Genomic DNA, 24042 nt, shown 5'->3' with positions numbered 1-24042 from the left:
GCCGCCCGCGGGCCCGGGGCCCGGGAGCGCGGTCGGCGCTCCCCCGGAAGTCTTCGGCGGCGGGATGCCCGCCCTCGCGCAGCCGGCCGGCTCGCGACCGGGCGACAGGTCGCGTACCGGCGGCAGGTCCTTCGCGGCTGCACCCGCCGCCATGGCGCCCGCGGCTCCCGGCCGGGCTGCGCCGCCACCCCCTCCGGCACCGGTAGCCGGTCCGCCGCAGCCGAGCGGCGCCGAGCTCGACTATGCCGCCCTTGTCCTGTGCGGCCCCGACGAACAGGGCGGTCGCAGAGGCCGGCTGTTTCCCGACTCTCCCTTCGACCCGGTGGCGGCCGAGTACCGTCGCCGCGCCGAAGCGGTGGCCGCGCTGCCGTTGCCGGGACAGGCCGTGCGGCCCCGCGAGTCGGCGGGTTCCTTCGACCACCGCTTCGATGCCACCGCCCGCGCCGACATTCCGTCGGACGGCACCTGGCACACCGTCACCGTCGGCGAGATCCCGGTCGGCCTGCGTACCGAGTACCTCTGCGTGCCGTCCGTGGAGAAGACCGTGTACGCGACGTTGGTGCTCTCCAACGCCACCGACCAGGCACTGCTGGCCGGCCCGGTGGAGGTCACCGTCGACGACGACTTCCTGCTGACCGCCGCACTGCCCACGCTCGCCCCCGGCGGTGTCCGCCGGGTGGGACTCGGGCCGGCCGAGGGCATCCGGGTCACCCGCCGTACGAACCTGCACGAGTCGACCTCGGGCCTGCGCAACAACACCACCGTGCTCGACCACCGCGTCCACGTGGAGCTGGCCAACCGGCTCGCGAGGCCCGTCACCGTGGAAGTCCACGAGCGGGTGCCGGTCACCTCCGAACCGGACGTCCGGATCGAGGAACGGGCCGACTGGACGGCACCCGAGGAAGGCACGGGGCACGATCGACATGCGCCGGGCACCCGCGTCTGGCGACTGGACCTGCCCGCAGGCGCCACTGCCGCCCTCGACGGCGGCTACGAGATCCGCATCCCGACCGGCAAGACTCTGGTCGGCGGCAACCGCAGGAGCTGACACACGCCATGTCCACGGCCCCGAAGCCGATCGCCCTCCCCGTCACCGCCGTCACGTGCCTCGAGGATCGCGCCCACATCGAGCGCGCCGCCGTGCTCGATCTGGAGGCCGGGGTCCAGCGGCTGCGTCTCGGACCGGTCAGTGCGCTGGCCGTCGACCGGACCCTCCATGCCGAGCTGACCGGCGATCACCCCGCGACCGTGCTCGACGTGCGGATCGTCCGCAGCTGGACGCCGCGCGGGCCGCTGCCGTCCACCGACGACGACTCCGCCCTGCGCCACCACGTACACACCCTCGAAGAGGAGCGGCTGGCCCTGGGGCAGCGACGCGACCGGCTGCATGCCCGTCTTGACCTGCTCGGCCGCCTCGCCGCCGATCTGCTGCGGGAGATCGGCGAAGGCGCCGGCTCCGGGGAGACCGAACGGCCCCGCTGGGCCCGCGAACTGGACCGGGTGGACGACGAGCGTGACGCGCACGGAGAGCAACTCCGCGCCGTGGAGGCCCGGCTGGCCGCCCTCGCTGCCGAACTCGGGGAAGCCCAGCGGGCCATGCACCTCTCCGAGGAGGAGCCCGTCGAGCTGGTCGGCCATATCGAGCTGACCGTGGAGGCCTCGGCCGCCGGGCCGGTCGGGCTGCGCCTGAGCCACCTCACCTCGTGTGCGCTGTGGCGGCCCGCCTACCGGGCCGTGCTCGACGGGGACTCCCTGACACTGGAGACCGACGCGATGGTCTGGCAGCGCACCGGTGAGGACTGGTCGGACGTACGGCTGACATTGTCGACGGCCCGCTCCGCGCTGGCCACCGATCCGCCACGGCTGGGCGAGGACCGGCTGACGCTCAAGGACCGCTCCGCGGCGGAGCGCCGCACGGTCGACGTCGAACTGCGCGAGGAGGAGATCGGGGCCCTCGGCCCGGCCCCGGTGCTCGGCCTGCCGGGGGTGGACGACGGCGGCGAGGCGCGGGTGTTGAGATCCCCCGCGCCGGTCTCGGTGCCCGGTGACGGCCGCGCCCACCGAGTACTGCTCTCCGCATTCACCACGGCCGCGCGCAGTGAGTACGCCTGCTCACCGGAGTTGTCCCCCCTGGTCAGCCAGGTGGTGCGGTTCGACAACCTGTCCGGCCACGCGCTGCTCGCCGGGCCCGTGGACCTGGTCCGCGGCAGCGGATACAGCGGCCGCGGCACGCTGGACTTCACCGCCCCCGGCGCCCCCGTCGAGCTGGCCTTCGGCAGCTGCGACGACTACAGGGTGGTCCGGCGGGCCGAGGAGTCCCGCGACGTGGCCGGAATCACCCAGCGGACCGTGGTCACCCGCACGGTCCGGCTGCACGTGTCCCGGTTCTCCGCCCCCGGGGAGCACGGCGAGCGGGCGGTCGTCCTTCGGGAGCGGATCCCGGTCTCCGAGGTCGCGGCGGTGGAGATACGCCTGCACAAGGACTCGTGCTCCCCGGCGCCCGACGTGGTCGACGCCGAGGGCATCGCCCGCTGGGACCTCACCCTCCCACCCGGCAGCCGGCGCACCGTCACTCTGGTCTACGAGCTGTCGGCGAGCGCCAAAGTAACCGGACTCTGAGCTCGGTGGGCCGCCGCACGCCTGCCGGTACAGGCCTGATCCGGGCTCCCGCCCCCATCCGGGGGCCGCTTCGCACACCCGAAGGACATGAGGGCCGGTCACCACTGTGGCCGCCGGTACGCGGCCTGTCGCCCGGTCACGGCCGGCCGCTGCGGCGGGCCTCCCGCCTGCCGGCAGCGCGTACACCTCGTCCTGTTCCCCGGCGGCCGGACGCGCCGGGTCGGGCTGCTGGTTCCGCCGGCGGCTCGGCTACCGGGAGCTGTACCAACAGCAGACGAACAATCTGCTGAAACGGCAGACAAGAACGCCACTTGGTGTCGCCCGCCTCCTCCTTCGTCGACGGAGCCGTCCTCACCGTCGACGGCGGCGTGACCGCCCTCGACCCCGGCACGCTCGCCTGCGACTTCCGGATCGAACCGCGAGCACCGCACGCCTGATGCCTGGTCAGGGGTTCCGTCGAAGCCGTGCCGAAAGGTGGTGCTGCAGGGGTTGACCGACCGCCGCGAGGTCATGGACGAAGGCGAGCGTGTCCTCGTCCGTCACGGTGTAGCGGCGGCGGGTGGCGTTCACCTCCTTGGCCGTGGGAGTGAGAGCCACCTCGTGGGTGGTGAGGTCGACCGTCCCGGCGTCGGCGCTGCCGACCAGGATCTCCGCGATGCCGGTGGGCTGGGTGATCAATGCCTCCACACGTCCATCGGGTTGGAGCCGCCACCAGCCGCTCTCCCGGGCCGACGGCCGCAGCGGGGTACCGTCCGCGCCGAGCAGCCAGGCGCGCGCCTCGTAGTGGAGAAAGGGCCGCCCGTCGTGGCTGAAGGTGACCTCCTGCGCGTACGTGAACTCCTCGTCGAGCGTCGGATATCCGCCCCGGCCCCGGCCGGCCCAGGTACCCAGCAGCCCGATCACCGGCGCGAGCAGTGCGTGCGGTGCGGGTGCCTCGTCCGATCGCAGGGCGTCGGGATACGGGGGCTTCTGGGCGGGGTCGTACATGATGCGCGCTCCTGGGTCGAGGCCGGTGCCGGACGGCAGCTTAGGCGCCCGGGTGGACCGCCCGGGCCTAAGCCTCGCTCAGCATGAACACGGCGGGGGGCGGAGTACATGACGGCTGAGCCGGCCGGCACGGAGATGGAGGTCGGCCCTCCGAAGCCGTCTCGGAACGGCAACCGCGGACTCTTCGCCCAGCCGTACCGGCCACGGGTCCGCGCGACTACGTGTGCGAGTACGCAGTTTCCCGGATGCCGGGGAGGCTCGCCGCTGTGAAGATCGCTCCACGAGCCGTGCGTCGGGGCAGGCTGAATGTTCTCTGGCGTTCTTCTCCCTTGGGTCGGAGCTGTTTCGGTCGACCGACGCAATCACCGGCGTCGAGCAATATGGGAGCGGTACAGGGAAGGCAACGCATGAACCAGCGTCAGCAAGTCGAATTCCACGCCACGTGCGGGCACCTGATCTCGGCTCCGGCCGACCGCGCCGAGCAGGACGTCCGTTGCCCCCACTGCCACCAGGTGGTCCGAGCCCCGTCGGCCGATGTTCCCTACGCCTCGCCCGTGCTCGCGCCCGTTCCCGCGCCGGCCGGTGCGGCGGAGCCGACCGCCCTGACCGCCCTCTACGTGACCGCGCTGATGGCCGGTGTGCTGGGCGCCGCCCTCGTCTACCTGGTCATGTTCAACGAGTTCTCCGAGTCCGAACTGGTCACGATCACCCCGCTGTGGCTCTTCCCGATCGTTTTCGGCCTGTACGGTTTCGTCTCCCAGCGGCTGCTGCGCCGTATCGCCGCGGGGCGCGCGGGAACCCTTGGCCAGGCCGCCCGCATGTCGATCGACGTGGCCGGTCTCTGGGCGGCCGTGGTGCTCTTCCCGTTCCTGGTGCTGAGGTGGCGCAGCTCCCTGCTCGTGTCGCTGGCGGCGGCGGTCTTCTGGGCCGTACTGCTGTGGCTCTTCTTCGCAGTGGTCTTCCCGACCCTCTGAGCGCCGCCACGGCATCACGCAAACCGACGAAGGGAAACAGCGATGTCGCCATCGGTCTGCTTGATGTTTGAGGCAGCTCGCACTGGCGTCTGAAAACGGTGAGAAGCAGGTATCGAACCGTGCCGCAGACCTTTCCGTCTCATGCCGCCGCCGTGACGCCGTTGAAGATACGGCGGCCTGACTGGTTCGACGGCGTCGCGCTAGTGGTCGAGTCCACCGCGCCGGATCTTCCCTACGCGGTGGGCGCGCCCTTGTTGACGTACGGACACACCTGGGCCGGACTCGCCCTATGCGGAGTCCCCTTGAGCATTGTCGCCACCCTGCTCATCTGGCAGTCGACACCTACCGTCGCCGCGCTCCTGCCGGGATGGTGGCGTGAGCACGGTGAGCACGCCGTAGCCCAGAATTAATTCGTCCTGGCCGTGAAGCTCGCTGCCCGAGCCGACGACGCCCCGCTGTCCGGGCACATCCTGCGAGCGATGGCACACCATGCCCGATCCCCCGATCCCCCGAGCCCGCCAGACCGCCACCCTGAAAACGGAAAGGCTAGCCCTTGTTACAGGACCGCGAAGAAGATGGCGGGATCAGGGAGCCGTGGCCGCCGCAGCCGACCGGTCCCCCGCCAAACTGCGGACGATGGGACCGGTCATGAGCGACGCGACGGCGAACAGCGCGGCCAGTCCCAGCCAGCCCAAGGGCCCCAGCACAAGGACGACGCCGGTGATGAGCAGGGGGCCAGTCACGCTCTGCGCCGACAGGCCGAGGCTGAATACGGACAGGTATGCGTTCCGCTGTTCTTCGGGGGCGTAGATGTAGGACAGCTCCCACCCCCCGGCCGCCTGCCAGAGCTCACCAGCGGTCAGCAGCACGCAGGCGGCCAGCGCGGCAGCGACCGTCGGGAACGAGTCCGCGTCCGGCGGAACAGCCAGCAGGGCGGCGCACCCGGCCAATGCCAGCGCCGCTCGCCGCAGCGCACGCGCTCCGGTGCGCGGGTCGGTCACGCCCCGGGCGAAGGGGACCTGGAAGATGACGGCCAGCACGGTGTTGACAAAGACGAACACCGAGACAAGGGCGTCGGGCGCCCCGTCGTGTCCGGTGACCCACAGGGGGAGGCCGACCGCGAGCAGCGTCATATGGAGTGTAAGGACGGAATTGAGCCCGGCCAGCTTCAGATAGGGAACATCCGCGACCGCCTTGAAGGCGGTGAACGGGTTGCGGAAGGCGGGGCTCCGCACGGGTTCTGGCGTCCGCAACCGGGCCAGCAGCAGTGCCGACACCAGGAACGCCAGCGCGTTGCCGATCAGAACCCCGCGATTGATCCGGATGTCGTCGGCGAGCAGCAGGGGAGCGGCCGCCAGTGCGCCCAGGGAGAAGCCTATGTTCCGCACAGTACGCACGACAGCCATCATCCGCGTCCGGTCACCCTCCTCGCTGACACCGCCGATCAGGGCCTGGGTGAGCGGGCCCGTGGGGTTCTGGGCGGCGGCCTGAAGGGAAGCGGCGACGGTGAAAGCCACCGGGCCCTGGACGTACGCGAGGCAGACGAAGCAGAGAGCCCGCCATATCAGCGCGCCGACGAGGACGGGGCGGGCTCCAATCCGGTCGGCGAGCGAGCCCAGCGGGACGGTGGCCACCAGCCCGACGAACGAGGCGATGCCGAGTCCGACACCGAGCTGGACGTGAGTGAGCCCGGTGGCGCCGGTGAAGAACACCGTGGCGCCGGCGAGGAAGAGGCCGGTGCCGAATGAGCTGGTGAGCGCCGAGAACGCGAGCAGCCGACCGGCCGGACTGTTGGGAAGGTAGTCGCTCAGCTTCGGGCGGTGGGCGAGGCCAAGTCCGGCCCGCGCGCGGAGGTCAGGCACCGGCCGGCCCCGACGAACGGGCGGTGATGGTGACGAGTGAGGCCGCCGCGCGTGCCGTGGCGGCCGCTTCCGCCGGGCCGGGGCCGGTGGCGACCACGTATCCGGCGCGCTGCCAGGAATTGGTGGTCTCGGAGACGGGGGTTCCCTCTGCGGCGGAGATTTCCACCGTCTCGATGTCGCTGGTCCTCCTGACCTCGTCCACACCGGTGACGGAGTGGACCACCGCGTCCGTGCCGTCCACCGTCGGCATCGGGAGGAAGCGGATGGCCGCGCCGCGCAGGGCGGGACGCGGCGGGACAGGGCCCTCGCCGGCCAGGAGCCCGAGGAGACCGGTCAGGATTCCGCTGCCTCCGTAAGCGAGGTCGATGAGGGTGCGGATCCGGTCGCCCGGGAGGCGCCCGGCGCACTCGATCAGATGCGGGCGTCCACGCGTCAGCACCCACTCGGCATGCAGGGTTCCGGTGGAGAAGCCGATCGCGTCGACCAAGGCCTCCGTAGCGGCGCGCAGGGCGCTCTCCTGCCCGTCGGCGGGGGCGGGGACGGTATGGCCGACCTCGACCGGATGGCGCCCGGGCAGGACGTCCTTGGCGGTGATGTTGAAGAAGCCGATCGTCCCCCTGTGGACCAACGCCTCCACACTGACTTCGGGGCCGTGCAGGCGCTCCTCCACCAGATACCGGGCGGTGTCCGGGTAATCGATGTACAGGCGCGGTTCGCCCGCGGTGACACTGTGGCGCCAGGCGTCCTCGCTGTCGTCGTCGGGCCCGAGCAGCACCACCCCCAGGCTGGCTTGGCGGTTGGCCGGCTTGAGGACACACTCGCCGCCGTGGCGTTCGCGCATGGCCTCGACGTCCTTCGGGCCGGTCGCCTCGGCGAAGGTGGGCTGGGCAATGGAGTGGGCGGCCGCGAGGCGCCGCAGTTCCAGCTTGTCGCGCAGGGCACGGGCCGCGGGGACGCCGCTGCCCGGCAGTCCCCAGGCGTCCGCGAGGGCGGCGGCCGCGACCACCCCGTACTCGACGCCGGGGAGGACCGCACAGACGTTCAGGGGACGGGCCACGGTGCGCGCCAACAGCCCGGCGTGCCGCTCGTCCTGGGTGGGGGCGGCGCGCACCTCGGCGACGCACGGGTGCCGGGACGCCGTGAGGTGAACGCGCCGCGCCTCGATGATGTGGCTTTCCTCAAGTACCAGGACGCTCGCCTCTGGCAGCAGCTGGTCGAGTTCGGAGATCATAACGACGCTGTATCCGACCAGAACATGGGTGATGCGTTCTGCTCGCGTTACTGACGAGTTCGCCATGTGACGGCTCCTTCAAACCTTGTGACTCGGAATTCGGCGATCGGACGCGCCGATGCCGCCGCCGGCGGTCTTCTCCGCAGGCCTAGGGATGCACGGCCGCGCGTTCGAACTATGGCGCGCCTGCCTCATTTCTGTTTCTCCACGCCTCTCGCATCACAATGACGAAGAACTCGAAGTAGGTGCGCTGTACGTTCAGCCCGAATTCCCGGACATCGGCGTGACGTTCCCGGAGCCGATTGATCGGGACGTTCATTGCCGCGTGGTGCTCGACGTGCAGGTTGTTCCCGTTGGTGAACCATGTCGTGAGCCAACTTCCCGTGATGGAGCGGGTGTTGCGCAGCACGTCGACGCTGGAGGTGTCGCACAGGATGTGTTCCGGCAGTTCCACCAGGAAGTGCATAGGCATTGCCACAAGGAAGGGGAGCAGCCACAGGCGCACCACGAGTTCCCCGGCGCCCATGACGCAGGCCGCCAGCAAAAGCACCGTGAAAGCGCCGAACCAGCGGTATTCACCTATGATCGCCTTGCGGCTCTTCGGGGAGATCTGCCCCATGTCATATTGCCAACGGCCCGTCGCACACTTGCCGATATCCCTCCCGACGGCGACAAGACGCTTCACGTCGAAGGCGCTCTTCGCCAGGGTGCCGAACCTCAGCGGCTGCCGGGTGTCGAATCCGAAGAATTCCGTGTCCTGCGGTGTTCCCAGATAGTGGTGGTGCTGAAGATGACGCACACGATAGTGGCTGTACGACACGAGCATCGGCGTTCCCAGCGGAACTCCGACCGCCCGGTGCAACCGGGAGTTCCGGAACGCCGAATGATGCAGGCACTGGTGCTGTAGCTCCACCGCGTGTGTGTACGCCGCTCCCAGGACGAGTACGCCGCAGACGGCGGCGATACCGGAGGACTGGACCGCGAGCGCCACTCCGCCGGCGGCCAGGACGGCCAGCACGCAGAGCTTTCCGAGGAAGATCGCCTCGTCCTTGGACCGAACGGCGGCTCGCCGGAATAGGAGTTGCGGCGATATTTCGGTTTCGCTCACTGAAGCTGTTCTCTCTGTTCTTGAAGAAGATAATCCTGCGGATCGGCTCCGGCCGCGCGAAAAGGGGGCGCCCACCGGGCCTCGGTCTTTGACGGCCCGCCGGGGCAGGCGGCCTGTCCGCTGCCGCAGTGGACAGCGGCACCTCACGGCAGAAGAAGAGACGTCCGGCCCGTGTCGTCGCGGCAGAAGCACCGCGGAGGCACCAAAAAGCACCGGAAGGGTCCAGGGGTGGTGTGTGCCCACCGCAGGTGGGACGAGGCCGACGGGCGGCGGACGAGGAGCGGCGCGCGCATGGCCCGTCGACGGGGGAGGTTGTCGGGAACAGCGCCCCCGCTCGTGGGACATCGCTGTGCCGAGGGCGAGCCGGGGAAGCATGACAGCGGTCCTCGCGGACGGCCGCGGGCAGGGCTCGGGAATCCGCGTACCGTGAGGACCGCGTATCAGGACGTCAGCGGGCGGACCACTCCTCGACACGGGTCCGCCACTGCTCAACCTCGCGGGCCACGCACTCCGGTGAGGTTCCGCCGAGGCTGCGGCGCGAGGTCACGGAGTCCTCCACGCCGAGCACGGTGAACACCCTTTCATCGATGCGGGAGTCGACCTCGCGCATGGCGTCCAGGGAAAGTTCCGCGAGCGCGCAGGAGTGCTCATCGGCCAGCCGCACCAGGCGCCCGGTGATGTGGTGCGCCTCGCGGAACGGCATGCCCAGTTCACGCGTCAGCCAGTCGGCGAGATCTGTCGCCGTCGCGTGGGCGGCACCGGCCGCCGCGAGCATCTCGCTCGCGCGCGGCTTCATGTCGCCGATCATGCCGATCATGGCCTTCAGGCACAGCTCGAAGGTGTCCGCGCCGTCGAACGTCCGCTCCTTGTCCTCCTGCATGTCCTTGGAGAATGTCAGCGGCAGCGCCTTCATGACCGTCAGCAGGCCGAACAGGGAGCCGTGCACACGGCCGGTCTTACCCCGGACCAGTTCAGCGGCGTCCGGGTTCCGCTTCTGCGGCATGATCGATGAGCCAGTCGTCCAGGAGTCCGACAGCTCGATGAAGTTGAACTGCGGCGACATCCACAGCACGATCTCCTCGGCGATGCGGGAGAGATGCGTCATGCACAGGGAAGCGGCCGACAGGTACTCGACGGCGAAGTCCCGGTCCGACACCGCGTCCAGCGAATTGTGCATCGGCCGCGCAAACCCGAGCAGTTCCGCGGTGCGTTCGCGGTCGATCGGGAACGAGGTCCCGGCCAGTGCAGCCGCACCGAGCGGGGACTCGTTCAGGCGCTCGCGGGAATCACGCAGCCGGCCGTGGTCGCGCCCGAACATCTCGACGTACGCCATCAGATGGTGGCCGAACGACACCGGCTGCGCGCTCTGCAGGTGGGTGTAGCCGGGCATGAGGGTCGCCGTGTTCTGCGCGGCCTGCTCGACGAGAACCTCGATGAGCTGCTGGACCAGCTGCAGCGCACGGTCGTGCGCGTCCCGCACCCAGAGCCGGAAGCTGGTGGCGACCTGGTCGTTGCGGCTACGGGCCGTGTGCAGTCGCCCGGCCGCGGCGCCGATGAGCTCGCCGAGCCGGGACTCGATGTTCATGTGAATGTCTTCGAGCGCCACCGAGTACGTGAACTGCCCGGACGTGATCTCACCCCGGATGACCTCCAGGCCGTCCTCGATCGCCGTGGCGTCCGCCTGGGAGACGATGTTCCGCTCGCAGAGCATCGTGACGTGGGCGACCGAGCCGTCGATGTCCTGCATGGCCATGCGCCGGTCGAACCCGATGGAGGCGTTGATCTGCTCCATCACCTCGGCCATACCTTCGCCGAAACGACCCCGAATCAGCCCGCTGCTCTTGCTCGCATCGCCGTTCACGTTCTGCGCCGCCTTTCTGATTTCTGAAATGAAGAGAGAAAATGGTGGTCCCGGAAAAATCCGCGGGACCCTAACCGATGTCGATCCGGACCCCCGAGACGACCTGCCGGCACAGGTCGATCGCCTGCTCGGCACTCGAGGATGTGGTCAGCACGTAGCCAACTCGCGTACGGGAGTCCTGGATCGGCGGGATGCTGTCCCCGATCTTCAGGGGAAGGTGAAACTTCAGGACACCGGGCAGCCCCTGCCACCGCTGCACCCCGCCGATACCGAGGACTCGCCCCGGCGGCGGCGTGAAGTAACGGATCGCAGCGGCACCGGCGACCGCGGACGCGGGCTTCTGCGGCCTGGTGCCTTCGAGAGACCATTCGACCAGAAGGTCGAGCAGGTCGTACCCGGTGGCCTGCCTGACGAGCGTCGGAATTGAGTCCCCGCCCACTCGGGTGTGCGTCTCGATGACTTCCGGTCCCGAAGGCGTCAGACGCAACTCTGTATGACTGCAGCCATCGGTGATTCCCATGACGTCGAGGAACTCGGAAACGTACTCCGTGATGGCCGTAGCGGTCTCCGGTCCGACCGGTGCGGGTACGACGTGCCCGATCTCCACGAAGGGGTTCGCCGGGTCGTCGTCCTGGGTGACCTTGCCGGTGATCGCGATCACCTGGTGTTCGCCGGCGCAGCTGATTGCCTCGACCGAGAATTCCGGACCCGGGAAGAACGGTTCCGCGATGTAGTCGTCGGCGACCGCGGGCGGCGTGACCACGTCGTCGGCTCGGCGGAAGCATGAGACGTGCTCGCTTCCTTTGCCGTGCCGTGGCTTCACGATCACCGGATATCCGTGCTCGGCCGCGAAGTCCTGGATGTCGACGGCGTTCTCCACGACCGAGCACGGGACAGCGGACAACGTGTTGTCGCGCAGCCATGTCCGCATGGCGAGCTTGTCCCGTGTCCGTCCGACCACCTCCGTCGACAGGCCCGGGATCCCGAGCTCCTCGGAGATCCGGGCAGCGGGCAGCAGTCCCTGTTCCGTGAGCGAGAGCACGGCGCTGAAGGGAGTCTCACGGTGCAGGGCCCGCAGCAGCGGGATCAGTGAAGGATCGTCGTACTCGCTCAACACGGTGCGCTTCGCCACCGGGACCAGCACCGGGTCGTACCCGGCCGGCCGGTCCACCATGGTGATGTCCGCACCGAGCAGACGGATACGGTCACAGAGCCCGGGACCGCCGCCCACCACAATGACCTGCTGCGGATCTGCCATGGAGTTCACACCGTCCGGACGTACTGGTCCAGGTCGCTCAACGACTCACTGCGCAGGACGGAGAAGCCGGTGCGCCGATTCACCGAGAAGGGCTCGGCGCCGGCCAGGACGCCGTCCGAGTCGTCATGGACGCGTACGACCTCGACGCTCTGCGGCCGGGCCACCGAAGAGCGCTCCTCGAAGCCGAAGCGGATCCCGTGCCAGGCATCCTGCTCCGTGCGCGGGGCCACCTTCCAGGGCAGGCCGGCGCGCGCGTGCAGATACGCGTCCTCGAGAGACAGCCCGTGCTGCATCTCGACGAGCTCCGGAACATGGCCTCCCGCGGGGCGCGCGGCGGCCTCGATGATGCTCAGCCGCTCCGGCGTCATCTTGAACTCGACGTGCATCACACCCTGCGCCATGCCCCAGCTCGACGCGATGCGCTCGACCGTCTCCACCAGCGCGCGCTCGTGCTGCTCGGGGGTGTCGCTGCCGGAGATGTGGCCAATCTCGTAGCACGCCGGAAGCGGTGACACGAACTTCTGTATTAGCGCGTGCGCGACCAACTGCCCGTCCTGCACGACGCATTCGAGGCTGAACTCGGGCCCCTCCACGAACTCCTCGACGAGCGCACCCGTGTCGAACGCGTAGTTGGTCAGCCGTGACTTCTTGAAGGCCGACATCTTCGCCAGGGTCTCCTCGACCTCGTCCCGCGAGTCGCACTTTCGGACGAACAGGCTCATCGCCATGTCGACCGGCTTGACGATCACGGGGAACGCCACGCCCGCCCAGTCGACGTCACGGCTCTCCGCGGCCGAGGCCAGCGTGGCGATGGTGCGCGGCTGCGGAACGTCGTACTCGGTGAAGAGTTCCCGCATGAGCGCCTTGTTCCGCGACCCACGGATCCGGTCGACGCCGTTGTGGTAGAGGCCCAGTTCCCGCGCCAGGACGTCCGCGGCGATCACCGCGAACTCGTTGCCCGCGGCCACCGCGTCGAAGCGGCGCGCACTGATCTGCGCGAGCAGCTCCTGGGGGGAGTCCGACAGCGCCGGCACCCTGATCCACTCGTGCAGCGTCGTGACATGGTCCCCGACCGTCGAACTCTCGATCGTCACGATCGTCAGCCGCCAGCCCTCGCGGTCGCAGACCGCGGCAACGCGCTCCAGCGACCACTCCGCGACCGGGTGAAGCAACAGAATGTCCATGTTCAGGTACCCCTAGAGGCTGTCATTGCGGGCGAAGTAGCGCTCGAAGCCGACCATTTCCTTGCAGCGGCGCACTATCTCCCGCTTGTAGTACCTCTGGTAGAGCCCGGTCTCCTCGGTGACGCAGTAAGACGGCAGGAGCACTGTCCGGGGACGGTCGCTGTTGTTGGGCCCGCTGAAGTGTGGGGCCAGCGAATGGAAGACCAGGACGTCGCCGGCGTCCAGTGCGGGGACCTCGATGGTGGACGCGTCCAGCTGCGCGGGGTCGAAATCGCCCTCGGGGTTCTCCGGGGGACCGGGAAGCAGTTCCCGGTGGCTGCCGGGGTAGAACCCGATGCCGCCGGAGGTCTCATCGCTCGGGTAGAGGTTGACGACGACCGTGCACAGCAGGTCCGGGTGCCTCTCGAGCCACTTCCAATACAGGAAGTCCTGGTGTGCGGCATAGCCGTTGAGGCCCGGTTCCTTGCGGATGAGCTTGGCCTTCAGGATCTCTGCGGAGCCGCCGAGGAGGGTGGCGAGCGCGTCGAGCAGCGCCGGGTGCGTCGCGGCCTCGTTGAGGGCCGGGGAGATGTCCAGGACCGGGTCGAGGCGGTCGAAGGCGTGCTGGCCGTCGGGGCCGCGCCTGAACTCCGTACGAAGGTTGAGGTCGTCGTCCAGACCTTCGAGGTTCCAGAGCCGGTCGCACTCCTTGCGGAAGCCCTCGACTTCCTCACTCCCGTACAGACCGCGAAGGATCGTGTAGCCGTCCTGCCAGTACTGCGCCTTGTTCTCCGCCAGCTCCGCTGCCGCGATCAACTCTTCCCCCCCAGTTTTTCCAGTTCTTGATCGATGGTTGCCTGGTCCGAAAGGCGTGCCGTGAACTCGGCGAGCCTGGAGCGCAGTTCTGCGGCGGCCTCGCGGACGCGCGTCGGCGCCGTCCCCCCGTGACTGTCCCGCGATGCCACCGATACCTCGACCGTGAGAGCAGGCCACTCCGGGAAGGCCAGCCGCTCGTCGACGTCCCGCCGGCACTCCGGCGACAACTCGCCCAGCGTGCAGCCCTGCTGAGCGGAGAGCCGCACCAACTTCGTTACGAGATGGTGGGCTTCGCGGAAGGGAATCCGGCGCTCGCGCGTCAGCCAGTCTGCCAGATCGCCGGACGTGCCGAAGGCGACGTCGGCGGCGCTGCGCATCGCCTCGATGTTCGGCTCCATCAGGGTGGCGAGGGAAATCGCGGCGTCCAGCGACAGCGCCAACGTGTCGGCGGTGTCGAACAGCGGCTCCTTGTCCTCCTGCAGATCCCTGAAGTAGCTCAGCGGCAGCCCCTTGACCACGGTCTGCAGCGCGTGGAGGTTGCCCAAGACCCGGCCGCTCTTGCCGCGCACCAGTTCCGCCGCATCCGGATTGCGCTTGTGCGGCAGGGCCGATGACGAACTGACCAGTTCGTCGGGGAGCGAGATCAGGCCGACAGGCTGGGACGACCAGAAGACGAGCTCCGCGCCGAACCTCGAGAGATTGAGCGCCACGGACGCACCGGCGTTCAGGAAGTCGAGGGCGAATCCCCGGTCCCCGACGCTCTCCAGGGAGTTCGCCGTCGGTCGGCCGAACCCCAGGCTCTGTGCCACGGCGGCGCGGTCGATCGGGAAGGCGGTACCGGCCAACGCCCCGGATCCCATGGGGGATTCGTCCTGCAGAGCCCGTACGAACCTCATCCGCTCGGCATCGCGCAGGAACGCCTCGGCGTAGGCGAGGCAGACATGACCGAACGTCAGCGGCTGCGCGATCTGGAGATGCGAGAACCCGGGCATGACGGTCCCGGCATGCCGCTCACCCTGTTCGAGCAGCGCCTCGGCCAGGGCCAGGAGCTTCCCGCTCAGGGAGGTCACGTAGTCGCGGATCCAGAGCCGGAGCGCGGTCACGGCGAGATCGTTGCGGGCCCGCGCGGTTCCCAGCCAGCCCGCGTCCGCACCGATCTGCGTCTCCAGATACTCCTCGATCGCCGTGTGGACGTCCTCGGCCTCCGGGTTGAGCGGGACCGCTCCCGACCGGATCTGCTCGCCGAGCCTCTCCAGGCCCTGCCGTAGCCCGGCCGCCGCGTCCGCCGGCACGATCCCCTGCTTGAGCAGCATCGTGACGTGCGCGTGTGAAGCCGCGATGTCGTACAGGGCAAGCCGCTGGTCGTAGTGCGCGGTCGCACCGATCGCCGCCATCCGCCGTGCGGCTGTGGACCGCTCGTCGGCGCTCACGAGTCGCCCCGTGTGACCGATTGCCCCGCGATCTCGCCGAGCAGGTGGTCGAAGGCCTCGGCCGAGCCGTCGTGCGCGGCCGTCGCAAGGTCCTTCCAGCTTGTGTGGAGGCAGTGAAGGAGCAGCGCTCGGGCGATGTGCAGCCGGGCGACGGCTTCCGCGTAGACCACGGACTGCGGTCCGTCGATGACGTCAGGCACGACTTCGTCGCCCCGGTACGCGGGAAGGTTATGGAGGAAGACCGCGTCCGCACGGGCCTCGGCCATGAGGGCGGGCGTGACGCGGTAGGGCGCAAGGACCTCGCGGCGCTGGTCGGCTTCGTGGGCCTTGTTCATCGGGATCCACGCGTCGGCGACCACCACGTGGGCATCCTTGACGGCGGCGCGCGCGTCGGTGGTGGCGATGAATCCGGCCAGGTGAGCGGTGCGGTCCGCCGGCAGCGCCATGGCCTCGGGGGTCGCGCAGGTGAAGCGCGCGCCGACCTTGGCAGCGGTCTGGGCGAGCGAGAGGGCAATGTTGGTGCCGTCCCCGACGAAGGCGATGTTGATCCCCTCTACCCGGCCGAACTGGCGCTTGATGGTGAGGAAGTCGCACAGCGCCTGCGTCGGGTGATGCTCGTCGCACATGCCGTTGATGAAGGGGACCGGGGACAACGCGCAGATCTGCTCCTGGGCCGCGAAGTCGTAGATCCGGCTCAGCAGTACGTCGTTGAAGCCGCCCGCGACGTTCACGAAGTCGGCCAGGTGCTCCGTCTTCGCCGCATGGCGTCCGACACGGGCCTCGGCACCGTTGTAGTGGATCGCCTGGCCACCGAGGTCGCCCATGGCCCGTTCGAACGCGGTGCGCGTACGCAGGGACGTCTCGTCGAAGATCATTCCCATGCACTTCCCGCGCAACAGGGCGGGAAGGAAGCCGAAGCGCTGCTTGTGCTGTTCCAGCGATTCGGCCACCGCAAGGATGTCAAGGACATCCGGAGCCCTGAGGTCTTCGATCGTCAGCAACTGATTCCGGGTCACGCGACACCGCCCTTAACCACATTTCCGAGCTGCCGCAGTCGCAGGGCATTGAGACGGATGAACCCGGTCGCGTCGCTCTGGCGGTAGGGGCCGCCTTCCTCGAAGGTGACCAGGTCCTGGCTGTAGAGGGAGTTGGGGCTCTTGCGGCCCTCGACTATGACGTTCCCTTTGTACAGCTTGAGACGCACTGTCCCGGTGACACGCTCCTGGCTCTTGTCGATGAGGACCTGGAGCATTTCCCGCTCCGGGGAGAACCAGTAGCCGTTGTAGATCAGTTCCGCGTATCGCGGCATCAACTCGTCCTTGAGGTGCGCCTCGCCGCGGTCGAGCGTGATGGACTCGACGGCCCGGTGCGCCTGCAGCCAAATGGTCCCGCCAGGGGTCTCGAACAGGCCGCGGCACTTCATTCCGACGTACCGCGTGTCGACGATGTCGATCCTGCCGATCCCGTTCTCCGAACCGAGCTCGTTCAGGCGGGCCAGCAGGGACACCGGGTCCAGCGCCTCGCCGTCGATCGCGACGGGGTCGCCCTTGGCGAAGTCGATCTCGATGACGGTCGGCTGGTCGGGAGCCTCCTCCGGAGACTTGGTCCGGACCCAGGCGTCGTCCTCGGGGGTGAGCCAGGGGTCCTCGAGGGACTTTCCTTCGCAGGAGATGTGGAGCATGTTGGAATCCGCCGAATACGGGGCCTCGCCGCGCTTGTCCTTCGCGACGGGAATTCCGTGCTCGTCCGCGAACTTGATCAGCTGGGCCCGGCCTTCGAGGTCCCACTCCCGCCAGGGTGCGATCACCTGGATGTCCGGCGCGAGGGCGTAATAGGCCAGCTCGAACCGCAGTTGGTCGTTTCCCTTGCCGGTCGCGCCGTGCGCCACGGCATCGGCACCCACGGCGCGTGCGATCTCGATCTGTCGCTTCGCGACGAGCGGTCGGGCGATGGGCGTCCCCATCAGATAATTTCCCTCGTACGCGGCGTTCGCCCGGTACATCGGGAAGGCGTAGTCGGCGACCAGCTCGGACCGCAGGTCCTCGATGAAGATGTTCTCCGGCTTGACCCCGAGCGCCAGCGCCTTGTGCCTGGCCTCCTCAAGCTCCTCGCCCTGGCCGAGATCAGCGGTGAACGTGACGATTTCCGCTCCGTACTCGAACTGCAGCCATTTCAGAATGACCGAGGTGTCGAGTCCGCCCGAGAAGGCAAGGACGATTTTGCGGGGCTTGCTCATACCTGAAAGTTCCCTCAGCTTGCGGGGTGCGGTGATCCAACCCGAAGCATCCTGCATGCATCTTCATGCAGGAAGCAAGAGCAAAGATCATCCGTCTCACGACGCAAGACAGCGTTCATCTGCGCATGTAGTGGAAATTTTCCGCCAGTTGGGCGAACTGACGTCGAGCCTGCCTTGGCGGGCGAGTCGACAGGGTGCTTGCATGTATACAGACATCGGTACATTTATGCAGTAAGATCTTACGCAACGGCGAGCACGCCGTCGCGGCGGAGCCACCGCCGTACGTCCGCTATGAACCGCTCGCGGTCGAGGTATGGGAGCGTCAGGTGGCAGGTGATGATGTCGACGCTGCAGGGCGCGAGATCGCGGGGAACGGGATCGACGCCGATGTCAATCCCCTCGAACTGTGGAGATCTTCCATGCGGCCGGCCCCAGGGCGGAGTTGGCACGATGGTCGTGCTCGTAGTCGATCGGACTTCGGTACAACGGCCGTCCGCAGGAAGCGGCGCGAAGGGCGAGCGTTTCTACGAGTGGGCCGCAGCTCGCCTGTCGGCCGTGTGGGAGTTCGAGGGAGACGAACCCACCCGGCAACGGTGGATGCCGGCCCGCCGCAGCATCGCTGGGCCCGAGGGGGAACCGAGCGGGACACACCCGACCTCGTGGACCTCACACCGGCCGAGATTCGACGTCTGCCGGCAGTTGGACCCCGCCGCCGTGCTCGACACCGCGACCACACGATGACGTGGTCCCACTGGCGTCGCCGCCACCAAGCACGCGCCCGCCGTTGCCACTACACGCAGCGCGGCCACACGTTCGTGGGACGGCCCGGCAAAGACCGCCCCACCCCCATTACAGCCCGCCACAAGCCGTTGACCAGCACGAATGAAGAAGTCCGGCTTGAGTACGACGTCCTTCAGGGACGTGCACGGGCGAGTTCGGGAACGTCCCTCCACACGTGACCACCGCGTACAGTAGGTCATCGTCGTATGGGTGCTGGGCACGGCCGGGCGCGGACCCATTGTCAGCCGTTGACGTCGAACGCCAGCGCGGCCAGTAGTACCACCCAACTGAGCGTTCCGACCACGCAGATGTCGTAGATGCGGCGCCGCAGCCACCGCGGGCGCCGTTCGGGGTCCGGCCACACCATCTGCTGGAGGGTCAGCAGCAGCCCCAGTCCGAAGCCGCACAGGCCGAGGAGCGACACGGGACCCGGCACGAGCAGGCCGTTGCCGAACATCCACGCCTCGCCGCCGAGATAGCGCACCGCAACCGAGGTCGGCTGGTCACCCTTGCACCACCAGGGACGGTCCGGCGAGTTGCCGTAGCACCGGCTTCCCGGCCGTGGCGGCACGTACGCGTCGCCGCGGCCGCCCTTGAGCGTGACGTGCTCGATCTCCGGTCCGCCGTCGTCCGGGCGGAAGGTGCCGGAGCACCAGTACGTCCGGACGACGTCACCGTCGGACGAGGTCGACTCGTGGTCCACGCACCGCTCGACCGCGAGCCGGCCCGGGGTGCCGACCCACCCGGCACCGGCGAGGACCGTCGCGCCGAACAGCCACGCCACGTACAGCCCAGCGATGGCCAGCGACAGGGCGAAATAGGCGGAGATGCCGCGAAACGCCAGAGAGGTTCGGTCGGTCGTGGTGGCGGACTCCCCGTCCTGCGCCGCCATCAGCCCCGACCCCGGCAGGCGCGCAGGGTGCGCGTCACGCGCGTGATGCCGTAGCCGAGCAGCCACGGCAGCGCCGTTGTGCCCAGGACCAGCACGTAGAGCACGCCCAGAAAGTCGTCCCTCTGGATCGGATCGTCCAAGCCGTCCAGGGGCAGCATCGTGTGGGTGACCGGAAACCCCACCGGCTCCAGCGGCACCAGCACCGACCACAACCGTGGCCGCCAGCCGGGTCTACGGGCGCACCACACCCCCAGGGTGCCCATAATGAAGGGCCCGAACGGCACCCACAGCACCACCGGGAAGAGCAGCAGCACCCACCACTCGTCCGAAAACCCGCCCGTCATCGAAGCCCCCCGTCGTCGTCCGTCGCGTGAGCCTCCTCCGCGCCATCTCCTGGAGGCTTCAGGGGAACTACGTAATCGGGTACGTAGGTTCAGCGCCCGGACCGGGTCGTCCAAGCCGCCGGAGCCTCACGGCAGCGCGTGTACGTGCGGTCCTACCGCGCCCCGACCACTCGTTGCCCGCCGCCGCGTCCCAGTTCGTCGACCAGGTCGTCGCGCCCGCACCCCCGACCACCTCCATCCTGCCTGGTGACCCGCGTTGGGCTGGGCGTCGCCCGGACCTGCCCCGGGCGGCGCACCTGCGGAATACGTAGCCGGATACGTGGTTCTACTGAGGTCCCTTCCCTCCCAGCCGTCTACGTTCGACGAGTCGGATGGCGCGAACGGTGTTGAGGGGACTGAGTGACAGACAACACCCATGGAATGCGGGGCAGTTGGGTGACCTTGCTGGTGGCGGGGAGTCTGCTGGCCGGGTGTTCGGCGGACGACGGGGCTTCCCGGCAGAGCGGTTCGCCCTCGGCCAGGACGTCGCCGAGCACCGAGGCAACCCCGTCGGGCGGCTCGTCCGCCGCCACTTCCGTCTTCACGCCCGATGCCTCCCTCGTCCCCCGGACCTCGAAGGACGGGCGCCGCCTGGCCGAGTCCGTCGTGCTCGACCCGCGCGGCTGGGGCCGGGGTTTCGTCGCCCAGGATCCGGGCGAGAGCGCCCCGGGCACCTGGGCCGTGCTGAACGAGAGCTGTCGCTGGCAGCGTGAGAAGCTCCCGCACGGGGTGCTGGCGAGCGCGTCCCGCTACAGCTGGCTGCCTGCCGGCGGCGGCAAGGGCGCGGTCAAGGTGACGGCCGTGGCCACCGTGCACGCCTCCGTCCTCGGCGCCGACGGACAGCTGAGCACCACCCTCGAAGAGGTGCTGCGCTGCCCGGAACAGCGACCCCGGTCCGACGAGCGGATCACGGGTCTGATGTCGCTCGGCACCCCCTTCGGCGCCCGCGAGCAGGAGTACGCCGACGACTCCGTCCTCGAGGCCGGCGAGTACGTCGGGAACGGCGGTGCCGCACAGCCCTACCGGTGGATGGTCGCCCGGCTGGGCACGGTCGTCGTGGCCGTCTCCGTGACGGGCGCGAAGGGGAACACCGCGCAGGAACTCGAACAACTGGGCAGCACGGCCCTGGCTCAGATGCTGACGCGCACAGAGCAGCGGCTGAAGGGGAAGTGATGGAGCCTCTGCGTACTTCCGACCCCGCCAAGCTGGCGGGCCACCGGCTGCTCGGACGGCTCGGCGCGGGTGGCATGGGTGTGGTGTACCTGGCCCGCTCGGCCGGCGGAACCCTGGTCGCCCTGAAGGTGATCCAGGCCGAGTACGCCGAGGACACCGATTTCCGGGAGCGGTTCCGGCGCGAGGCGGACACGGCTCGCCGGATGACCAGCCCGTGGGTGGCGTCCCTCGTGGACGCGGACCCCGAGGCGGCGCAGCCCTGGCTGGCGACCGCGTTCATCCCCGGCCCCTCGCTCGGCGAGGCCGTCGCCGCGCACGGGCCGCTGCCGGTGCGGAGCCTGCGGGTGCTGGGGGCGCGGCTCGCCGAGGCGCTGCGGGAGCTCCACGCGGCAGGTCTCGTGCATCGGGACGTCAAGCCCGGCAATGTGCTCCTGGCGCTCGACGGACCACGGCTGATCGACTTCGGTGTGGCCCGTGATCCCGAGGACACCGCGCTCACCTCGACCGGTGTCGTAGTCGGCACGCCGGGGTTCCTGCCACCGGAACAGGCGCGGGGCGAGCGGGATCCGGGACCGGCCGGGGACGTCTTCTCGCTGGGCTGCGTGCTGGCCTTCGCGGCGACCGGCCGCCCTCCGTTCGGTACCGGGTCGCTCGACGCGCTGCTGTACCGCACCGTGCACGACGCGCCCGACGTGGAGGGTGTTCCGGCGGAGCTCGCCGAGGTGGTGGGCGGCTGTCTGGACAAGGACCCGGAGCTGCGGGCCACGGCCGAGGCGCTGTCCGAGGCCCTCTCGAACGCCACGCCCTCGTCGCCCGCCTCGCTCCCCGACCCGCGGGAGGCCCTGCGGGCGGTACGTCCTCGAGCGCCCGAGGATGAAATTCCCGGCGAAGAGGAGCGGGCCCCCGGCGACGAGGCCTGGCTCCCCGAGCCGTTGGTCCGGCTGATCGCGGAACGGTCGGCCGCCGGGCTCGCGCTGCCCGCCGTCGACGACACCGAGGTCGACCCCGCGTCCGCCGGCACCGCGCCGACGGACACCACAGCCACTCCGCCTCCGACCCGTGCCGTCGGCAGGCGCCGTTTCCTGCTCCTGACCGGGGGCGCTGCGGCTGTCACGGCCGGGGGCGGACTGGCCGCGTGGTGGGCGCTCTCCCGTGACGGCAAGAACGACGGCCCCGCCCCGACGGCCACCGGTCCCGTGCACACCCTCGGTCTGCACGCTGACCTGACCGGCGATCAGAAAGCGGGCGGCCGGGCGCAGGAGCGGGGGCTGCTGCTCGCGGTCGACGAGTTCAACTCCCGCGCGAACAGGCCCTTCACACTCGCCGTGAAGACGGTGGACGACGGCGGCGATCCGGCCCGGGCACCCGAAGCGGCCAAGAAGCTCGTCGCCGACCGTTCCGTGCTGGCCGTGATCGGTCCCACCACGGACGCCACCGCCCTGGCCTCGCTGGCGACGTACGACGCCGCCTCGCTGCCCCTGATCGCGGTGTCGCCCGGCGCCACCGTGCTGGGGGCGATGGGCAGCCGGTCCTTCCTGCACGCCCGGGTGACGGACACGATCCTGCCGTTCTACCTCGACGCGTACCTGCGCGGCACCGCGAAGTCGCGCACGGTCGGGATCGTCGACGACCGGGCGGCGGACGCCTATGCCTGGGCGATCAGCAACACCCTCGCCAAGATCCTTCGGGACGAACGGCAGCCGGCCGTGCCGAAGGTGGTCAGCGCGTTGCGCACCGACTTCGGGCCGACCCTGGACGCCCTGCTGGACGGGGGCGCCGACTCGGTGGTCTTCGCCGGCTATCACGACCGCGCCGCGCTGCTGGCCCGGGAACTGAGCAACCGTGACTTCCCGGGGGCCAGGGCCGCCGCGCAGGGGGTGCTTGACGCCCGGTTCCTGTCCGCCGCGGGGGACGCGGCCGACGGCTGGGTGATCGTCGCCCCGGTCATGGACGCCACCGTGGCGTCCGGGGCGAAGGCGTTCACGGCCGCTTACCGCAAGCGTTTCGGCGCGGAGCCGGAGCGGTACGCCGTCGAGACGTACGACGTGGCGCAGCTCGCCGTGAAGAGTCTGGGCTCGCTGACCGCCGGGCGCCGCACCCGGCAGAACCTGACGACGGCGCTGCGCTCGGCCACGTACAAGGGGATCACCAAGAACTTCGCGTTCGACAGGACGACCGGGACCCTGGTCATCGACGGCAGCGGGGTGTACCTGTGGAAGGTCGACGGCGGCCGGTTCGCGTACCAGGGCGTGGCGCCCTACCAGGTGTCCACCTGATGGGAGCCTGATGGAGCCGTTGCGCGGCGCCGACCCGGCCAGGATCGCGGGCTACCGGTTGCTGCGTCGGCTGGGCGCGGGCGGCATGGGCGTGGTGTACCTGGCCCGCTCCCCCGGAGGCGCGCTCGCCGCGGTGAAGGTGATCCGCGCGGCGCACGCGGACGACGCGGGATTCCGGGCCCGTTTCCGCCGGGAGGTGGAGACGGCGGGCAGGGTCACCAACCCCTGGGTGGTGCCGCTGCTCGACGCGGACCCGGACGCCGAGTCTCCGTGGCTCGCCGCGGCGTTCGTGCCGGGACCCTCACTGGCGGAGGCAGTGGAGGAGTGCGGCCCGCTGCCGTGCGGGACCGTCCGCGTCCTGGGGGCGCGGCTGGCCGACGCGCTGGACTCGGTGCACGGGGCGGGTCTTGTGCACCGGGACGTCAAGCCCGGCAATGTGCTGCTCGCAGTCGACGGACCCCGGATGATCGACTTCGGTATCGCCCGGATGCCGGAGGACACCGCGCTCACCGCCAGCGGGATGGTGGTCGGCTCCCCCGGATTCCTCTCCCCCGAACAGGCCCAAGGCAGGGGCCGGGAGATCGGGCCGGCCAGTGACATCTTCTCACTCGGCTGTCTGCTGGCGTACGCCGTGACGGGCGAGCGCCCTTTCGGTCGGGGCTCCGCGGCCGTGATGTTGATGCGCACGGTCCACGACGAGCCGGACCTGGACGGCGTACCGGAGCCGTTGCTGCCGCTGCTGCGGGGGTGCCTGGTGAAGGAGCCCGGCTCCCGGCCGGCCGTGGCCGAGGTACGGCGGGCCCTGGACGGTGCGGGCGAGGGCGGGGGCTGGTTGCCGGAGTCCCTGATCCAGCTGATCGCGCGCCGTTCGGCCGCCGTGCTCGCCCTGCCCGCCGTCGAGGCGACCGAGGTGTCCGGGGCGACGGCGGCCGACGCACCGCCCGGCGACGAGACGGCCGTCGGCCAGGGAGGCGCCACGCGCCGCCGCTTCCT

The 24042-nt window shown here is 69.7% G+C and carries 21 protein-coding genes and 2 pseudogenes; 9 read left to right on the top strand and 14 right to left on the bottom strand.

Annotation, left to right across the window (positions count from 1 at the left end):
- The 3 genes and pseudogenes from ACWDZ6_RS31700 to ACWDZ6_RS31690 all read left to right on the top strand — a co-directional run.
- Positions 1-1048: DUF4139 domain-containing protein (locus ACWDZ6_RS31700; RefSeq protein ID WP_451505583.1), on the top strand; the 1048-nt coding region annotated here is incomplete at its 5' end.
- 8 nt (positions 1049-1056) lie between these two features.
- Positions 1057-2619, top strand: a complete 1563-nt coding sequence (locus ACWDZ6_RS31695) for a DUF4139 domain-containing protein (protein WP_451505582.1) — start codon at positions 1057-1059, stop codon at positions 2617-2619.
- A 311-nt stretch (positions 2620-2930) separates the two neighbouring features.
- Positions 2931-3056: pseudogene (locus ACWDZ6_RS31690) on the top strand (dehydrogenase); the annotation flags it as partial.
- 7 nt (positions 3057-3063) lie between these two features.
- Here ACWDZ6_RS31690 and ACWDZ6_RS31685 read toward each other — a convergent pair.
- Positions 3064-3606: a nitrobindin family protein gene (locus tag ACWDZ6_RS31685; protein WP_351445970.1), complete on the bottom strand. Its 543-nt coding sequence runs from the start codon at positions 3604-3606 to the stop codon at positions 3064-3066.
- A 407-nt stretch (positions 3607-4013) separates the two neighbouring features.
- Between ACWDZ6_RS31685 and ACWDZ6_RS31680 the strand changes: the two genes are divergently transcribed.
- Together ACWDZ6_RS31680 and ACWDZ6_RS31675 are read left to right on the top strand one after the other, a co-directional pair.
- Entirely contained in the window at positions 4014-4580 is a 567-nt protein-coding gene (locus ACWDZ6_RS31680; RefSeq protein ID WP_451505581.1) for a hypothetical protein, read from the top strand.
- Between the two features lie 119 nt (positions 4581-4699).
- Entirely contained in the window at positions 4700-4990 is a 291-nt protein-coding gene (locus tag ACWDZ6_RS31675) for a DUF4184 family protein (protein WP_451505580.1), read from the top strand.
- 174 nt (positions 4991-5164) lie between these two features.
- Here the strand turns inward: ACWDZ6_RS31675 and ACWDZ6_RS31670 are convergent, their stop codons facing one another.
- The 11 genes from ACWDZ6_RS31670 to ACWDZ6_RS31620 all read right to left on the bottom strand — a co-directional run bounded on the left by ACWDZ6_RS31670 (position 5165) and on the right by ACWDZ6_RS31620 (position 17994).
- The gene (locus ACWDZ6_RS31670) at positions 5165-6442 is read right to left on the bottom strand and encodes an MFS transporter (RefSeq protein WP_451505579.1); all 1278 of its coding nucleotides are present in this window, start codon (positions 6440-6442) and stop codon (positions 5165-5167) included.
- Positions 6435-7673 carry an ATP-grasp domain-containing protein gene (locus tag ACWDZ6_RS31665; protein WP_451505578.1) on the bottom strand — a complete coding sequence of 413 codons (1239 nt, stop codon included), beginning with the start codon at positions 7671-7673 and terminating at the stop codon, positions 6435-6437. The genes ACWDZ6_RS31670 and ACWDZ6_RS31665 overlap by 8 nt, the downstream gene beginning before the upstream one ends.
- 175 nt (positions 7674-7848) lie before the next feature.
- Entirely contained in the window at positions 7849-8781 is a 933-nt protein-coding gene (locus ACWDZ6_RS31660; RefSeq protein ID WP_451505577.1) for a fatty acid desaturase family protein, read from the bottom strand.
- A 448-nt stretch (positions 8782-9229) separates the two neighbouring features.
- Entirely contained in the window at positions 9230-10642 is a 1413-nt protein-coding gene (gene argH / locus ACWDZ6_RS31655; protein WP_451505576.1) for an argininosuccinate lyase, read from the bottom strand.
- Positions 10643-10712: 70 nt separating this feature from the next.
- On the bottom strand, positions 10713-11900 hold the full coding sequence (locus tag ACWDZ6_RS31650; RefSeq protein ID WP_451505575.1) for an ATP-grasp domain-containing protein: 1188 nt from the start codon (positions 11898-11900) through the stop codon (positions 10713-10715).
- A gap of 5 nt (positions 11901-11905) precedes the next feature.
- On the bottom strand, positions 11906-13084 hold the full coding sequence (locus ACWDZ6_RS31645) for an ATP-grasp domain-containing protein (protein WP_451505574.1): 1179 nt from the start codon (positions 13082-13084) through the stop codon (positions 11906-11908).
- Positions 13085-13096: 12 nt separating this feature from the next.
- Positions 13097-13879, bottom strand: coding sequence for a phytanoyl-CoA dioxygenase family protein (locus ACWDZ6_RS31640; RefSeq protein WP_451505573.1), 783 nt, complete (start codon positions 13877-13879; stop codon positions 13097-13099).
- Complete coding sequence (gene argH / locus ACWDZ6_RS31635) at positions 13876-15309, bottom strand: argininosuccinate lyase (RefSeq protein ID WP_451505572.1); 1434 nt, start codon at positions 15307-15309, stop codon at positions 13876-13878. Before argH (ACWDZ6_RS31635) ends, ACWDZ6_RS31640 begins: the two co-directional genes overlap by 4 nt.
- Positions 15306-16325: an ornithine carbamoyltransferase gene (locus ACWDZ6_RS31630; RefSeq protein WP_451505571.1), complete on the bottom strand. Its 1020-nt coding sequence runs from the start codon at positions 16323-16325 to the stop codon at positions 15306-15308. Before ACWDZ6_RS31630 ends, argH (ACWDZ6_RS31635) begins: the two co-directional genes overlap by 4 nt.
- Entirely contained in the window at positions 16322-17545 is a 1224-nt protein-coding gene (locus ACWDZ6_RS31625) for an argininosuccinate synthase (RefSeq protein ID WP_451505570.1), read from the bottom strand. The genes ACWDZ6_RS31630 and ACWDZ6_RS31625 overlap by 4 nt, the downstream gene beginning before the upstream one ends.
- A 239-nt stretch (positions 17546-17784) precedes the next feature.
- Entirely contained in the window at positions 17785-17994 is a 210-nt protein-coding gene (locus ACWDZ6_RS31620) for a methyltransferase domain-containing protein (RefSeq protein WP_451505569.1), read from the bottom strand.
- 34 nt (positions 17995-18028) lie between these two features.
- On the opposite strand from ACWDZ6_RS31620, the pseudogene ACWDZ6_RS31615 reads away from it, so the two are divergent.
- Positions 18029-18286: pseudogene (locus ACWDZ6_RS31615) on the top strand (hypothetical protein); the annotation flags it as partial.
- A 280-nt stretch (positions 18287-18566) separates the two neighbouring features.
- Here the strand turns inward: ACWDZ6_RS31615 and ACWDZ6_RS31610 are convergent.
- Positions 18567-19217 (bottom strand): hypothetical protein, encoded by a 651-nt coding sequence (locus tag ACWDZ6_RS31610; RefSeq protein ID WP_451505568.1) that lies wholly within the window; start codon positions 19215-19217, stop codon positions 18567-18569.
- Positions 19217-19561 carry a hypothetical protein gene (locus ACWDZ6_RS31605; protein WP_451505567.1) on the bottom strand — a complete coding sequence of 115 codons (345 nt, stop codon included), beginning with the start codon at positions 19559-19561 and terminating at the stop codon, positions 19217-19219. Before ACWDZ6_RS31605 ends, ACWDZ6_RS31610 begins: the two co-directional genes overlap by 1 nt.
- 399 nt (positions 19562-19960) lie before the next feature.
- Between ACWDZ6_RS31605 and ACWDZ6_RS31600 the strand changes: the two genes are divergently transcribed.
- From ACWDZ6_RS31600 to ACWDZ6_RS31590, 3 genes are all read left to right on the top strand, one after another.
- Positions 19961-20773: a hypothetical protein gene (locus ACWDZ6_RS31600; RefSeq protein ID WP_451505566.1), complete on the top strand. Its 813-nt coding sequence runs from the start codon at positions 19961-19963 to the stop codon at positions 20771-20773.
- Positions 20773-23049 carry a bifunctional serine/threonine-protein kinase/ABC transporter substrate-binding protein gene (locus ACWDZ6_RS31595; protein ID WP_451505565.1) on the top strand — a complete coding sequence of 759 codons (2277 nt, stop codon included), beginning with the start codon at positions 20773-20775 and terminating at the stop codon, positions 23047-23049. Before ACWDZ6_RS31600 ends, ACWDZ6_RS31595 begins: the two co-directional genes overlap by 1 nt.
- A 10-nt stretch (positions 23050-23059) precedes the next feature.
- Positions 23060-24042: serine/threonine-protein kinase (locus tag ACWDZ6_RS31590; protein WP_451505564.1), on the top strand; the 983-nt coding region annotated here is incomplete at its 3' end.

The sequence above is a fragment of the Streptomyces sp. NPDC002926 genome, from assembly GCF_053591755.1.
Note: the sequence above shows the minus strand (reverse complement) of the source record. Positions and strands in the feature narration are given on the sequence as shown.